The organism is Nocardiopsis sp. JB363 (assembly GCF_900143625.1).
In the GTDB taxonomy this organism is placed as follows: domain Bacteria; phylum Actinomycetota; class Actinomycetes; order Streptosporangiales; family Streptosporangiaceae; genus Nocardiopsis.
On the sequence record NZ_FRFF01000136.1, the window covers coordinates 1 to 15,920 of the forward strand.

The following is a 15,920-nucleotide window of genomic DNA, read 5'->3' on the forward strand; positions in this document are numbered from 1 at the left end:
ACCTCGGCCGACCACCGCGTTGCGCCTGCGTTGGTGCTGTCCGGGTGGGTGCGCCAGCACTGGGGGATCGAGAACAAGCTCCATCACGTGCGGGATGTGACCTATGAGGAGGACCGTTCCCAGGTGCGCACGGGCAGCGCTCCGCAGGTCATGGCGACCCTGCGCAACACCGCGATCGGACTGCTCAGAGCAGCCGGGTTCGACAACATCGCCGAGGCCAACCGTCACATGATCCGCGACGAGGCTCGCCCGCTCAGACTCCTACAGACCTGACTTTGCCGGAGCCCTGGCCCCGCCGCTGCCTCCGCAACCGGACCCACGCTGTACACCGACGCGTTGTCACCCTTCACTTTCAAGGACCAGTCACAGAATTTCTGGGCCATCCAGTCGCACCTCTTCAGCCCTCGGGCCGATTAGTCTCTAGTCCCCCACGAGGCTCTCAGTCAATGATCGCCTTTCGTGTGCCACGCCCAAGGAGGTTGTTGATGTAGACGGCTGACTTGTTGCTGTGCAGCTGATGGAGGTAGGCCCTGCGGAGGGAATGTTTCGTGTTGGATCTGGTGGAAGCTCTGGCATGTGTTGGGATCGCCTCCCGTCGCTCTTGTGAATCGGGCAGCCGTCGCTCTCGATCCTGGACCAACCGTCGAAGGTGATGTTGGGTCCGGTCGGCATGGTGTTGCCGGAGGCGTCATGGCAGGCATCATGGGGCGTGAGCGGAAGGCTGGCCCCACCCTGGACCCATCAGTGGGGTGGCTCCTCTGTAGTGAGGCGGAACACCCCGTTTGACCTGAGGTTCTGTGGCACACCCGGCAGGATTTGAACCTGCGGCCATGGGATTAGAAGAAGTGCCTGCGAGACGGCTTCTGAGCCGAGAGGATAGGCACGCCAGCACGAGAGATGACGCGTGTAAGAGAGTGATGACGGGTGCAGATAAACCGGTTCAATGGGAAGGCCAGGTCCGTGGTGCAAGCTGGAACCGTTCATGGAGGCATCCATGTGAACGCTGGCCGGGAACAACCTGACACGCCGATCGCTGTATCAGCCGAACTCGTTGAGTGGGAGAACGTAACGGTGCAAGGCCCGGACAAGGCATGGAGGTCTGTTCCGGTTGCTGAGTGCGTACAGGTCGTCGTGCAACGAGTTCATGGAGCCGAGACCGTCATCACGCGTCCACGCCTTAACGTCGTGTCACGGCTTCCAGCTCGTTCCTGTTACACCCCGCCTCCTGGCCCTGTCCGCTCTCAGATATCGCTGCATGAGATGTGGATTGCTGATTTGAGCTCGGACAGGCCACGTGTGGAGCCTGATACGGGTTCGGCACGTTTTGAGTTCGATCTGGCAGACGGGAAGGCCGAGTCATTCCTGATCTACCTTGATGGGTTGATCGATCCTGAGGAGGATCTCGTGATCGAACAGGAGTGCACGTTCTGGTTTGAGGTGGAGTGGATGTGCGAAGGACGTCGGGGGGTCGTGGACACCGGTGATCCCGATGGGTGGCCGTTTTTCTGGCATCCACAACGGCCTTCGCTTGGCGTGCAAGGTGGATGAATGCTCAGGCATCTGATCGTGCTGGGGTGTTACTTGCTGGGTGTGTTAGAGGCTTTGGTGTGTGTCGGGATCGCCTCCCGTCACTCACAAGGAACGGGCCACCGCTGGACCTGAAACAGCAGGTACCCAGCTGGGGTGGTGCCGTGGCTAGAGGGTTGGTCCGGGTGCTCTTCCGCTGTGATGAGTAGCGGTCGGCCTCCCCACCGAAGGCTTACGTACGCTGTGCCAAAGTCAGAGTCGTCCCAAACCCCTGCGCCCTGCGTAGAAGCGCCCTCATACGGCAAGATTGGGCTGGCGAACAGAACGAGAGCTAGAGGTGCCTCTGTGGACGACTTGCTGGACAACGCGAACGCGATGGATATCCACTGGGAAGCACCCTCGGATGTCCCGAAAACGCTGCACGTTGACTCCGTGCTGGTCGGAGACCAGCCTGACGCGCTCGAGGTCGTCGTCGCCCACAGCCAGGCCAAACCCAAGGCCGAAGACATGCGGCGGCTATGGAAAGCACGTTGGGCCATGCGTGCAGCCCCCGTGGCCCTGGTGGTGCAGTACGAGTCCACCCACGGAAATCAGGCTGCCGTCTGCGGTCTACGCGAGGACGCCGACGTCGTATTCGACTTCGACATCGGGCAGGTAGAACGGGTGGGTATCGCAGCCTTCGACTCACCCACCGTATCCGAGGGGGAGCGCCTCTTTCAGAAGCTGCTCTCGGACCTGGTAGAGAATCAGATCCCCGGGCTCACGAACACGGGCCTGTTCGCCTCCCACGAGCTACGCGCAGGGGTACCTCAGCGCCCCGACTGGCAGACTCAGAAGGCCCTGGCCCGGTCCCTGTTGGCGCACCGTGGAGCAGGGTTGCTCGACGCCCTTGGCTACGACGTTTCCCCTTACCGATCCGCGGGCTTTCTCCTCAGTACCCAGGACGGACCGCGCCGCGCGGTCGCCGTCTTGGTCGAGGACAACGAGCACTTCGACCGGCCCTCGTCACGTCTGAATGCCGAATCCCCAGTGCTCTACGGGCTGAGCATGGCCCAGCAGCAGGAACTACCCTGGCTGCTGCTCCTGCGTGGAACCCAGCTGCGGTTGTACTCAGCCAAACCCCAGGTGGGGGTGGGACGCAAGGGCCAGACCGAAACCTACGTCGAACTGGACCTCGCCCTGTTGGACGAGGACTCCGCCACCTACCTCCCGCTCCTCTTTCACGCCGAGGCCCTGGCCCCTGCGGGCAGCGTCGACGAGATCCTGCAGGCCTCCGCCAACCACGTTGCCGCCCTAGGAGCGCGGCTGCGCGAGCGCATCTACACCGAGGCCGTGCCCGCCCTCGCGGTCGCCGTCGCCTCCCACATGGGGGCCGAAAGCGAGGAGAAGCTGGAGGAGGCCTACCATCGCACCCTGGTCATCCTATTCAGGCTCCTCTTCGTGGCCTATGCGGAGGACCGTGGCCTCCTGCCCTACCCAGGCAATCCCCGCTACACACGCAAGGCATTGAAGACCCTGGCACGGGAGTTCGTCGACTCACCTGACGAGGAGTTCGACGCCAACGCCACGGACCTGTGGAACGACCTGTTGGCGGTATGGCGCGCCATCAACGACGGCAACGAAGAGTGGGACGTGCCCGCCTACAACGGCGGCCTGTTCGCCGATGACGAGCATCATCCTTCCGGCCGGGAGATCAGCCGGATGCAGCTCACCAATGTCGAGATCGGCCCGGCACTACGGGCGCTTCTGGTGGACACCTCCGACGACGGGGTATTCGGCCCAGTCGATTTCCGTAGCCTGTCGGTACGGGAGTTCGGCACGATTTACGAGGGCCTGCTGGAGTCCTCACTGAGCATCGCCCCCACCGACCTGACCCTGACCAAGGACAAATCCTTCGTCCCGGCCAAGACTAGTCAAAAGGTCGAGGTCCCAGCCGGGCGAGTGTACTTCCACAACGCCTCCGGCAAGCGCAAAGCCACCGGTTCCTACTTCACCAAGTCCTTCGCTGTCGAGCACCTGCTGGACACGTCCCTGGAACCGGCACTCACCCAGCACCTGGACCGGCTCCGCGCGCTGATCGACCAAGGCGAAGAGGCCAAAGCCGCCGAGGCGTTCTTCGACTTCCGGGTCGCGGACCTGGCGATGGGCTCGGGCCACTTCCTGGTCGCGGCTATCGACCGTATCGAGCGCCGGTTGGCCGCCTTCCTCACGGAGCACCGGCTGCCTACGGTGACCGAGGAGCTGGAGCGGCTCGCTCAGGTCGCCCGTGAAGCCTTGGGGGACCAGGCCGACCAGGTGGAGATCGAGACGTCCATGCTGCTGCGCAGGCAGATCGCCCGGCGCTGCATCTACGGGCTGGACCTGAACGCGATGGCGGTGGAGCTGGCCCGCCTGGGCATCTGGATCCACACCTTCGTGCCCGGTCTGCCCATGTCGGCACTGGACCACGGCCTTGTTGCCGGCAACAGCCTCACCGGAATGGCCACCATCAACCAAGTTTTGGACGTACTGGACGCAAATCGGACTCCGGGTCAGGTCAGCTTCTTCGCTGAACAGATCGAGACCACTCTGGAGAAAGCACGGGCCCGACTACTGCGCGTCGGCAGGACAGCCGAGGCCACCAAACAAGAAGTGCACGCCGCCCGCGAGGCCCACGCACAGGCCCTGCAGGAAGCCGAGGACGCCAAAGCACTGCTCGATGCAGCCGTTGCAGTACAGATGGGCGCCATCCCGCTGCCCATGGACCCAGACCAGGCCATCGCCAGGGGTAGAAGCGAGGAAGCGCGCGAGGCCGTTGCCGCGGTTCGCGCCACGCACCTGCTCTACCAGTTCCCCGAGGTCTTCCTCCGCCCGGCGGGCGGCTTTGACGTGATCCTGGGCAACCCGCCGTGGGAGAAGGTGCGGTGGGAGGCCGCCCCGTACTGGGTGGGTGTCTCTCCTGGTCTGATGGCGCTGACCGACCAAGCGCGTGAAAAGAAGATCAAGAAGCTGCGAGCCGAACGCCCCCTGGAGGCCGAACGAGAGCAGCAGGAGCGGCAGGAGCGGGAGATTCTTCAGGGCCTTTTCAAGAAGGCTTACACGCTGCGCGGCGGTACCCATCTGGAGTTGGCGCAACTCATGTTGGAGCGGGCCCTGCGGTCGCTGTCCCGTACGGGCCACTTGGGGTTGGTGCTGCCACGTCAGAGCATGGTACTGGCAGGGTGGAAGAAGCTGCGCGGCCATCTGGTGGGATCCTATGACCTGAGCATCGTCCAGGGACGCAACCACAGCGAGTGGATCTTCGAGGAAGTCCATGCCTCTTATGCGGTGGTGCTGTTGTCGGTCGGGCCACGCAGACAGCGCACTATCAAGGTTGGTGTCGCCCGCAGCCCTGAGGAGGTGCATGCTGTTGCCGCGGACCGCAACACCTATTTCACTCCAAATGAACTGGAAACCCTTTCAGATACGAACGTCATTCCCTGGCTCAATAAGTCAGAGGACCGCTACATAATCGATATCATGCAATCTTTTCCTCGGATCTCCTCCGGGCAGGGGTGGATCCGCGCCTCGCACGACGCACGCTGGGACTTCCGCGGAAGTGGCCCCGACAAACGGCTCGTCACGTCCCAAGACGCCTCAGGTGCTTGGAAGGTGCTGATGACCCGGCACGTGGACGCGTTCACCTTCGACGATGAACCGCACAAACAGTTTGTCACCGACCTACTCCCGCTCTCCGAACTCAAACGCGGTGTGGCCCTCACCGACGGCGCTTTCACTCTGGGGGCGGGGCACCCGTTGTTGATCTTCCGTCACCCCAGCCGCAGTGACGACAGCCGCACCCTCATCGCCACCGCCCTGCCCGAAACGGGATACCTGCACAACAAGGGTTCCGTGCACGCCATCATGCACGACATCACCTCGTCCCCCACCTCCCGGCTCGCGTTGGTGGGCCTGTTGAACACGCTGACGATGGATTGGTGGGCGCGGCGCTTCGTGGACCGGCATGTCACCTCGCCCATCATCAACCAGCTCCGGCTCCCCGCGTGGGACAGCGACGGCATCGCCACCGCCGCCGCGATCACCGGTTCCCTTCTCAGCCGCGGAGGCAGCACCCGCCTGGCCGGAGGCATCGACGTCACCGACCGGCACCAGGGCACTGACAGCGTGGAACTGCTGGCCGAGCTCGAACGCCTCACCCTGCGCGGCTTCGGCCTCCAGCACCACGACCTGGAGGTCATCGCGCAGGACTTCAGCACCACCGGGCTCTCGCCCGAACTTCGCACCGCCTTGAACCTCGGCAAGGGAACCCCGCAGTGACCTCCCACACCTACAGGCCCGAATTCGCCACCAACACCCCGCAGGAGGGGGAGACGGTCGCCAGCGCGATCAACACCCTCCTGGGAGGGCTACGCACCCGGCTGGTGCAACCGCCGGACCTGGCCATCGCCACGGCCTACTTCAACCCGGGCGGGTTCGCCCTCCTCGCCCAGGAGTTGGAGCAGGTCGGCCAGGTGCGCCTGCTTCTGGGCGCTGAACCCGCCCAGGAACAGCCCCAGGTACGGCCGCTCAACCGCGGCCCGAAGAAGCGCCGAGGCCGCAGTTCTGCACCTGCCCCCGAAGTGCGCCGGGCACTGGAAGGCCACCAACGCTCCCTGTACCAGGACCGGGATCTGATGGGTTTCACCCGCGAGACCGACGCCCGGGAGCGGCGCCTGGTCGCCTGGCTGCGCGAACACCCCAAGGTGCAGGTGCGGCGCTACGAGCAGGGATTCCTACACGGTAAAGCGTTCCTCGTGGAGACCGACACGACCGGCGTGATCGCCGGGTCCAGCAACTTCACCTACGCCGGTCTGGCCCGCAACAACGAGCTGAACCTGGGCCACTACCAGCCACACGTGGTCGGACAGGTCCTGGACTGGTTTGATCAGCAGTGGGAAGCCGCCGCCCCCTACGATCTTGCGGCCCTGTACGAGGCGCGGTGGCAGCCGCACCAGCCCTGGCACGTGTTCCTGCGCATGCTGCACGAACTCTACGGAGCCGACCTGGAGGAGGACACCCACGGCGACTCGCGTCTGGGCCTGACACGCTTTCAGGCCGATGGCGTGTGGCGGGCCAAAAGGATCCTGCAAAGGCGCCGCGGTGTCCTGATCGCCGACGAGGTCGGTCTGGGCAAGACCTTCCTGGCCGGGGAACTGATCCACGAGGCGGTCTTCGAACGCCGCCAGAAGGTGTTGATCATCGCGCCGGCCACTCTGCGGGACGCGACCTGGCGACCGTTCCTGCGCGAACACAACCTCGCTGCGGTCGAGTGCGTGTCCTTCGAAGAACTCGTTGCCCATATTGAGGACGCCGGTTCCCACAACTCCGCGCTCCAGGACCCCGACCAGTACGCAATGGTCGTGGTCGACGAAGCGCACGCCTTGCGCAACGACAGCACCAAGCGAGCAGCAGCCGTGCGGAGACTGCTGGCGGGGTCGGTGGCTAAGGACCTGGTGGAGTTGACGGCTACCCCGGTCAACAACAGCCTGGACGACCTCCACAACCTCATCAGCTACTTCGCCACCAACGATGCCGAGTTCGCGGACGTGGGCATTCCCAGCCTGCGCGCCTACTTCAACCGAGCCTCGGCGCTACATCCCGACGATCTGTCCCCCGAGCACCTCTTCGACGTCTTGGATGAGGTAGCCGTCCGCCGTACCCGGCGCTTCGTCAAGAACCACTACGTGGGCGACGAGGTGGTCATCAACGGTAGGAAGCGGGAAATCAGCTTTCCCACGTGCCGTGTGCAGCGCATCGACTACAACCTGGACTCGCTGCTCCCGGGCATCTTCGAGGAACTGGCTACGGCGCTGGGTGCCGATACCCACCAGGACACTGACACCGTCGACGGCACACTCACCGGGGTCATCCTCGAGCGTCTGGGGGCGGTGCTCACCATGGCCCGCTACGTCCCCTCGCGGTTTAAGAAGACGGGGGTGGCGGAGCAGTACGAAGCTCAGAACGCCGGATTGCTGAGGTCCAACCTCCTCAAGCGCTTCGAGTCCTCTGCGCAGGCTTTCGAGAAGACCGTGGGCAAGATGGTCGATTCCCATGTTCTGTTCCTGGAAGCGTTGGAATCGGGGATGGTACTGACCGGCAAGGCCCTCAGCGAGTGGGAGGACTTCTCCAGTGAGGACGTCGAGGAGTTCCTGGACGCGGTCGATTCCCAGGAAAACGTCTCCAGCACTGATGGCTACGACGTCGAGCGGCTGAAGGAAGCGGTTGATGCCGACCTGGCGGTGCTGCAGGAGTTCCGCGCGAAGGTCCGGGTGGTCGACTTCCACAACGACCCCAAGGTCGCCGAACTCATCGATCAGCTCGCTGTCATAGCCCAGGAGGCCCAGGAGGAGGGCATCGGTGAGGACGACATCCGCAACAAACGCAAAGTCCTCATCTTCACCTACTTCTCCGACACTGCCGACTACCTCGACCGGGCCATCAAACACGCGATCACCGTCAATGAAGCCCTGGCTGCGTACCGGGACCGGGTCGTCCTGGTGAAGGGCAGCGACAAGGCCAACCGCGGCGATGCCATCACCGGATTCGCCCCCATGACCGCAGGCACCGGCACAGAGGAAGACCGCTACGACATCATCGTGGCGACCGACACCCTCGCCGAGGGAGTCAACCTCCAGCAGGCGCGCCACATCATCAACTACGACCTGCCGTGGAACCCTATGCGCCTGGTCCAACGCCACGGCCGCATCGACCGCATTGGATCACCTCACACCGAGGTGTTCATGCGATGCTTCTTCCCCGACCAAGGCCTGGACGCAGTCCTGCGTCTAGAAGAGCGCCTCCAGCGCAAACTCAAGCAGGCCGCCGCGTCCATCGGGCAAGACACGGTTTTGCCCGACGTGGCAGCCGTGGAACGTGTCATCACCGACACCCGGGAGCAGATCGAGCGCCTACGCCGCGAAGAGTCAATCCTGTTCTCCGATGAGGGCAACTCCTCCCTGTCTGGTGAGGAATACCGGCGTCAGCTCACCAAAGAGTTCCAGAGCTCCCAGGACAAGGAGACGGTCCTAGGCTTGCCCTGGGGGTCGGGCTCGGGATTCAACCGCCCGGGCGCGGACCCGGGGTTCGTATTCTGTGCCCGCATCGGCGACCACCCCAAGCCGTGGCTGCGCTACGTACCGATGAACAAGAACCTCACCGTCCAGGTGAACCCCGGTGAGGAAACGACCGTGGTCATCAACGACGTCCTGTCCTGCTTGGCCCAAGCCACACCGCCGAGCGCGACCACCGAACCGGTACTGGGCGAGCAGACGTATCAAGCCGCCTTCGACGCCTGGGAAGCCGCGCAGGAGGACATCCTTACCCAGTGGAAGCGGCAGACAGACCCGCTGAATCTGGCTCCACAGGTGCCCAAAGCCATGCGCGACGCATCAGCACTCGTCAGGGCCCACGGATCCTTCTTGGAGAAGCAGGAAGAACTAGACCGGCGTCTCAACGCCCCCTACGCGCCGCGTATCCAGCGAGAAGTCCGGTGGATTCTGGTCGACCAGCAGATGACCGACAAGGAGAAGGTGCGTGCCCTGTACGAGTTCGCCGAGTCCAACGGTTTGACGCCCCCTCCGAGGGTGCAACCGCTGCCCCCGGCGGACAAGGAGGACATTCATCTCGTGTGCTGGATCGCTATCACCTCTACTGAGTAGCCCAGCAGCAGAACCGGCTCTGGGTAGCGGGAGCGGGCAGAAACCATATCGGCTTCCGCTGCCCGTTGGTGAAGCCGCAGCATAGAAAGTTTCAACACGTTTGACAGCTTCCGGAGGGCCAAGTTATGAGATGGGCGCCCCTAACTCCGCCAAACGGGAGGCGGCTTGTTCCACCACGGGATGACCGGGGGAGAGCAGCGGATGAGTGCGCTGAAGGTAGTCGATCTCTTGGGAGCGGTCTGTGCGGGTGCGGGCGATGGTGGCCAGCTCCATGTACAAGGATGCTCGCTGATGCAGTGAACCCGACAGCAGGGTGGAGGCCAGGCCCTCCAGCGCCAGCAGTTCGGCCACGGGGAGCAGCGCCGGGTCCTCTTCGTTCAGGAGCAGGGCGATCATGCCTTGGGTATTGCGGGTGGCCTGGTAGATGTCGGGCGGGTCCAGGTGGAGCAGGGTCCGGTAGGAGGCGGTGAAGGCCGCCATGGCCTCTTGCGTTCGCCCTTGTCGGACGTGGATCTCGCCCAACCTGCGGGTCTGGAACGCGGCCCCGCGATGCTTACCCAACTCCTGGTGCATGCGCAGGGACATGGTTTGGGCTTCCTCAGCCTCCTCCAAACGTCCGAGACGTGCCAGCATCGATCCGATCGATTCGTAGGCGGAAGCAACCCCCTGGGCGAACCCGGCCTGTTCATAGGCGTCCTTGGCCTGCAGGTTGAGGTCGAGAGCGGCCTGCCAATCGGGGTGCAGGCTCGTGCTGAGACGCTGCAGCATCAACCCCACCAAACGCCCATCCCCGGTGGGCCGCGCCGCCTCGAGCCCCCACTCGTACAGTTCACGGGCGATGGGTGGTTTCCGCAGCGTCACATAGGTACCGATGTGGTCCACGAACATCGCCACCTCCGCCCGGTCGAGCCGGTGCAGCAGGCGGGCCAAGGCGAGGATGTTGTCCAACTCGGCGTCGACCCACGCCAGCGCCTCATCACGGGTGGAGAACCACACCTCGTCCTCTTGAGCAACGCGGGCCAGCTGAATACCTTCGGTGTCGGCCCTCCACCGCCACACGTTCAGGACCAGGTCCACCGCAGCCAACCGGACCCGATAGAAGTCAGCGAGGGCCTCCACCATGGCCGTGTGCCTCTCCGGGGCGAGCCTGTCCGCCAGAGGTTGGCGTACCCGGTCGTGGACGGTGTACCGACCCCGGCCGAGGTCGACCAACAACGCCGCCTCCACCAGCGTGGTCAAAGTGCGCTGGGCCTGCTCACATGGGGTTCCCACCAGGGCGGCGGTCACCTCGGCGGTGACGAACGAACCGGGGAAGGCAGCGATGAGGACGGCAGCGGTCGCGCTCTGCTCGGCCAGGGCGGTGAGGATCGTGGTGATGCGGTCGGGCACCAGGTTCTCCTGTTCGGTTTCGGCCAGCGGTGTGTACAGGCCGCGCGCCAGGGCGGCGGCGGTGAGGGCCGCGGCCAACGGCGATCCGCCGGCAGAGGCGACGGCTCCGTCGAGCACCCGGCTGGGGAGGGGGCGGTCGACCAGGCGGTTGATGAGGTCGCCCACGGTCTGGTCCGGCAGGCCCGCCAGGTGCGCGACGCGTCCGCCGGTGGCCACGAGTTCGTCCAGTCCGTGGTGGGCGGTGGCGATCCCGGCGCAGCCTGGCCCAGCCGGGAACAGCGCATGAACGGCCTCGGCGGTAGTCTGTTCGACTACCACGAGCAGACGCTGGTGCGCGGTGGCGGTTCGCCACAGGGCTTTGAGACCGTCGGGGTCCTCGGGGAGGTAGGTGTGGCCCAAGGCGAGCAGCCATCCCCGCAGGATGGTGTCGGAATCGGTGGTGGACAGGTCCGCGTACAGGGCTCCGTTGGGCCACCGGTGCTGGTGCTCATGGCCCCACGCGGTGACCAGCGCTGTTTTCCCGACCCCGGAGGGGCCCTGTACGGCGACCCGCATGGGCCCGTGACGGGTTCTCCAGGACCGATCGAGCCAAGCACGCGCCTGGTCGCGGTCCAAGAACAACCGCGGCGCGGGAAGCTGACGCGGAACCACGAGTTGGGGCATGGGGGTGGTGTGGATATGAAGGCCACCGCCATGCACGTCACGCATCTGCACGACCACTCCGGACGGCCCTTGTACGTTGTTGCTCAAGCCGCCCCCTGGAGCGGGTGCCGCCAACGGGCGAAGTCGACCAAGGACAGCGCGTGCCGGTCACTGGCCCAGGTCAGAAACTCATGCAGAGCACCGGATAGGTCCGGATCCTGGATGCGCAGCGCCCCGGCACGTGACCCCAGATGGGTGTGGCGGCGCACGTAGACCACGCCCGGCACCACTTCCAAGTCGGGAAGACTGCGCCGCTGTTCCAGGTGGGTGCATTTCCACGCGGGCAACACTCGTACCCACCCGCCGGCGGCGGCCACGTGCAGGTACCGGGCCAGGCAGTACCGTCCGTACCCACTCAGGGGTTGAGCGGGTATCCACAGGGTGCGCCGGAGCACGCCGCGGGCGCGTAGCCGGGCGTTCTCTTGCTCCCACCGGGATTGTTGCTTGGCCAGGGCCCGTTCGGCTCGCTCGGTGTCGCCCTGGTACCAGGCCTGCCAGGTCGGCCAGTCCGGTGGGCGGTGGTCGCGGCGGGCCAGGGTCCACCACGTCCCTGCCGGCGCGTGGTCGAGCTCGTCGGCCAGCTCCTGTTCGGTGATCAGTTTCCCTTCGGTGTTGGCCAACCGGTCGAAGAGTGTGAGCTCGGGGTGGCGGCGCTGGCAGTAGGCGATGACCGAGTCGGTCCGGTAGGAGAAGGTTCGGTTTCCCACACGGTGGGCGACCAACGTGCCCTCTTCGACCCGGAGCTTGAGTGTGTGCCGGGTGTGCCCGGTCAGCGTTTGCGCATCGGTGGGGGAGAGGTAGGTGCGGGCGTCGGCCATCAAGCGTGTGCGTTGCTGAAGCCGGTGGATTGCAGAAGACATCTCTTCAGGGGGTCCTTGTCGCAGGGTCGGTCAGGCGGGCCAGAGCCAGGCCTTGAACGGTGTACTCGGTGGGAACCCGCCAAGCGGGCGAGACCGCGATGGGGCAGGCTGCCCTCCGGCTCAGGGGAGGAAGGACGCAGCCCCGTTCTGGGAGAGCCTCTGTGGTCTGGGGAGGAACTCGACCAAAGTGGTGGACACTTGCTGCCAGGTACGGTCTGGCAGGAACAGCCGGATATCGACCTGGGCCCACGGCGGTACTCGGCGCAGACGGGTGAGGAGATGGAGCAGGCTCTGGCTGTCCAACCCGGTCTCGGTCCAGGTGCTGTGCGGGTCGAACCCTTCGAGCAGCGGGGTCAGGCGGCCGAGTTCCTCGGTCAGGTGTGCCAGAACGTGGTCGGGGGCGGGAGTGGTCACCACGTCGAGTTGTTGCGAAGGGGACGAGTGTTTGCTGTGGTCCCAACCGGGGCGAACCACCAGGTGCGGATGGGCGCGTCCGGTCGGCCTGGTGGGGGTGAGACCGGCGGTGTAGAGCTCTCCGATGCCTCGGGCGAACTCGGCCGTATCGCTGGTGATGGCGACGGCGGTGGTAGGGGAGATGGTGTGGTGGATGTGTTCGCTCAGCAGGGCACGGGGGCCGATCTCCACGAACACCACTGACCGATCCTGATCGAGTGCTGCGGCTGCGGCCAGTGCTTCGGTGAACCTGACCGGGCATCGAGCCTGCTCGGCCCAGTACCCGGCACCCCACCGTCCCGGAGCGTCGCTGGGGTGGTCAGGGCGGGCGGTGGAGATGATCGGTATCCGGCCAGCGCCGCTGATGAGCCCGGCCAGGGCTTCACGGAGAGCAGGCACCATGGGGTCGACGGCGGGGGAGTGCGCCGGGATCACATCCGCGACCGGTCTGCACCACACACCCCGCTCCTCCAACCGGGCGCGAAGGTGGTTCAGATACCCGGAGGGGCCGGCCACCACCTGGACCGCGGGTGCGCTGTAGGAGGCGACGGTGACCTGCCCGTCGTAAGGGGTCAGGGCCGCTTGAACCTGGTCGATGTCGGCACGGATGGCCAACATGCCACCGGTCTCGCCCAACTTGCCGAGTAGGTGACTGCGTTCGGCCAACACCCGGGTTGCCGCGTTCAGGTTCAGGACCCCAGCGGTGTAAGCGGCGGTGATCTCCCCGACCGAATGGCCCAACACCAAGTCGGGGACAATACCGTGCTCGGCCAACACAGCGGTGAGCCCGAGCTGGATCAGGAAGGTGCAGTGCTGGGCGTCAACGAACCCGTCCAGGTCATCGCCCGGCCACCACACCGGGTACCCGGTGTGGTGGGACAGGGTAGCCCGTGCCTCCTCCACCGCCGTGGCGAAGGCCGATAGCCGCATCAACTCGGCACCGGCGTGGGGGTGGTGGCCTCCATGCCCGGAGTAGACGAACACCACCCTCGGGCGCACGGTGGGCACGGTGCGCGGGCCGATGACGTACGGATCGGGTGTGCCATCTTGGAGGTTGCGCAACCCTTGCACCAACGTCCCCAAATCGGCAGCGGTGACAGCGGCTCGGACACGACCATGAGCACCGCGTGCCAGACAGGTATCGGCCACCACCCCCACCGATCCCACCGCAGGAGCATCAGCCGCCAGATGCCCCGCAGTCGCGGACAGCGCGGTGGGGGAGTGAGCCGAGACCACGACGGTCTCCGGAAACGGCATCGGATCCTCACCCACTGGTGGCTCCGTCACCGGGGCCTGAGAGATGAGGGCGTGAGCGTTGGACCCACCGAACCCGAACGAGGACACCCCCGCCACCCGCACCGAACCGTCGCCTTCGGGCCACGGCTCCACCCGGGCCGGCACCCGGACCTGTTTCTCCAATCCCTTGCGCAGGTTCTGGTGGCCTGCGGTGGGAGGGATCTGCCCGTGATGGACGGCGAGCGCGGCGGCCATCACCCCGGTGACCCCGGCCGCCCCCTCCAGATGGCCGAGCGCACTCTTGACCGACCCCACCACCACAGGACCCTGGTGCCCGAACACCTCGGCGATACCGGCGGCTTCGACGCGGTCCCCAGCCTTGGTCCCGGTCCCATGCGCCTGAACCCACCCCACCTGATCAGGAGCCAGCCCGGCATCGGCCAGAGATCGCCGGAGCGTCGCGGCTTGACGCCCCCTGCGCGGAGCCAACAGATGCGGCGAAGCACCACCGTGCCCGACCCCGGTGCCAGCCACGTGCGCCCACACCCGGTGACCACGCTCGGCGGCGAGTGCGGCTCGTGCCAGCACCAGAACGACCGCGCCCTCGGAGCGCACGTACCCATCCGCCCTCTGGTCGAAGGGCCTGCACCGCCCCTCAGGGGACAGGACACCGCTCTCGACGAAGGAGGCGGTGATCACCGGGTTGGTCAGCACGTTCGTCCCGGCCACCAGCGCAAGGTCGACCTCGCCCGCGCGCAGGTCGCGCACCGCGTAGTGCAGGGCACTCAGCGAGGACGAACAGGCGGTGTCCATGGTCAGCGAAGGCCCGTCCAGATCCAGATGGTGGGAGACGCGGTTGGCCAGGATCGCCATCCCCGCACCCGAAGCGGTGAACACCCCCGCCCGATTCCTCGCCCCGAAGTTTTCCGCGGCTTGATCGATGGAGGCCGCTCCCACGTACACACCACTACGGGAACCGGCCAACGATGCGGGCACGAGCGCGGCATCAGCCAACGCCTCATAGGCGACTTCCAGCAACCATCCCTGTTGAGGATCCATCTCGGCGGCCTCGTCCGCGCTGATCCCGAAAAAGGCGTGATCGAAGACGTGCTCCACCACCCCTGCGGAGAACGGATGCTCAGGGATCTGGTCGGGGTGCAGGTGGGCGACCATTCGCTCCCACCGCTCCTGAGGGATGGGGGATACGCAGTCGCGTCCCTCGGTCAGGGTCTTCCACAGCAGGTCGGGGGAGTCGATGCCGCCGGGCAGACGGCAGCCCATGCCGATGATCGCCACCGTCCCACCCGGCTTATCCGGTCGAGTTCTCGTGTTCGTGGTGGTCATCGGCGCGGCTCCTTGGCCACCCACACCCCGGCCGAGCCCATCACGGTCAACTCCACGCTGGCGAAGTGCAGATCCAGCATGGCGCGTAGGTCGACGAGCCGGTCGCCGTTGTTGTGGAAGATGTTGCGTCCGGGCTGGTTGTAGACGTGTTGGAGGCGGCGGGCGAGGCGGTTGTTGTGGGTATGGGGGTCCTCGACTCCCAGGAGGGTGGAGCCGATGAACACCCCGCCCTGGCCGAGCACACGGGCGGCCTCGGTGAATGCGGTCTGCTTGTGCCGCAACGAGGCACCGGGTACGCAGTGCAGGACGTGGAACATCCCCACCGACCCGACCGACGCATCCCCCAAGGGCCAAGGAGCTGTGAGGACGTCGTGCCGGTGCGGGACGACCAGCCCATGCTCGGCCAACCGGGGAGTGCAGTAGTCCAGGGGGCCTTCGTTGAGGTCCATCAGGTGGATCTGCCGCAGCGCCGCGGATACCGGTTCCCCAGAAGGTCCGGTCGGGGCGGGTGCGCGGAGAAGAAAATGTGCGTCGGCCGGTCCCACATCCAGGTGAGTGGGGGCCGTCAGCGCGGCGTACAGGTCCAGGATGTGGTCGTTGTCGACCTTCCACGCCAGCTTGTGGGACAGGCCCACCACCAGGCGTCGGTAACGGCGCAGGTTCCGAGGGCTGTACAGGCGGGGGTTGGGCACCGAACTCGTTCGGGTGTGGGGGGTGTTCTCAGGCATGGCGA

The 15,920-nt window shown here is 65.6% G+C and carries 8 protein-coding genes; 4 read left to right on the forward strand and 4 right to left on the reverse strand.

Annotated features, from left to right (window positions below; all coding sequences use genetic code 11):
* The 4 genes from BQ8420_RS32030 to BQ8420_RS21790 form a co-directional block, all read left to right on the forward strand.
* A partial coding sequence (locus BQ8420_RS32030; RefSeq protein ID WP_200816041.1) for a transposase occupies positions 1–273 on the forward strand: 273 nt, incomplete at its 5' end.
* A 1,023-nt stretch (positions 274–1,296) separates the two neighbouring features.
* Complete coding sequence (locus BQ8420_RS31530; RefSeq protein ID WP_041552828.1) at positions 1,297–1,548, forward strand: hypothetical protein; 252 nt, start codon at positions 1,297–1,299, stop codon at positions 1,546–1,548.
* Positions 1,549–1,872: 324 nt separating this feature from the next.
* A complete protein-coding gene (locus tag BQ8420_RS21785) occupies positions 1,873–5,823 on the forward strand; it encodes an Eco57I restriction-modification methylase domain-containing protein (RefSeq protein WP_087101019.1) in 3,951 nt (1,316 codons plus the stop codon).
* Complete coding sequence (locus tag BQ8420_RS21790) at positions 5,820–9,203, forward strand: helicase-related protein (RefSeq protein ID WP_087101020.1); 3,384 nt, start codon at positions 5,820–5,822, stop codon at positions 9,201–9,203. The genes BQ8420_RS21785 and BQ8420_RS21790 overlap by 4 nt, the downstream gene beginning before the upstream one ends.
* Positions 9,204–9,326: 123 nt before the next feature.
* Here the strand turns inward: BQ8420_RS21790 and BQ8420_RS21795 are convergent, their stop codons facing one another.
* From BQ8420_RS21795 to BQ8420_RS21810, 4 genes are all read right to left on the reverse strand, one after another.
* Entirely contained in the window at positions 9,327–11,342 is a 2,016-nt protein-coding gene (locus tag BQ8420_RS21795) for a tetratricopeptide repeat protein (protein ID WP_143847451.1), read from the reverse strand.
* Complete coding sequence (locus BQ8420_RS21800) at positions 11,339–12,154, reverse strand: DUF6879 family protein (protein WP_143847453.1); 816 nt, start codon at positions 12,152–12,154, stop codon at positions 11,339–11,341. The genes BQ8420_RS21795 and BQ8420_RS21800 overlap by 4 nt, the downstream gene beginning before the upstream one ends.
* 120 nt (positions 12,155–12,274) lie before the next feature.
* The gene (locus BQ8420_RS21805) at positions 12,275–15,187 is read right to left on the reverse strand and encodes a type I polyketide synthase (protein WP_087101023.1); all 2,913 of its coding nucleotides are present in this window, start codon (positions 15,185–15,187) and stop codon (positions 12,275–12,277) included.
* A complete protein-coding gene (locus BQ8420_RS21810) occupies positions 15,184–15,915 on the reverse strand; it encodes a class I SAM-dependent methyltransferase (protein WP_087101024.1) in 732 nt (243 codons plus the stop codon). Before BQ8420_RS21810 ends, BQ8420_RS21805 begins: the two co-directional genes overlap by 4 nt.
* Between the last annotated feature and the right edge of the window lie 5 nt (positions 15,916–15,920).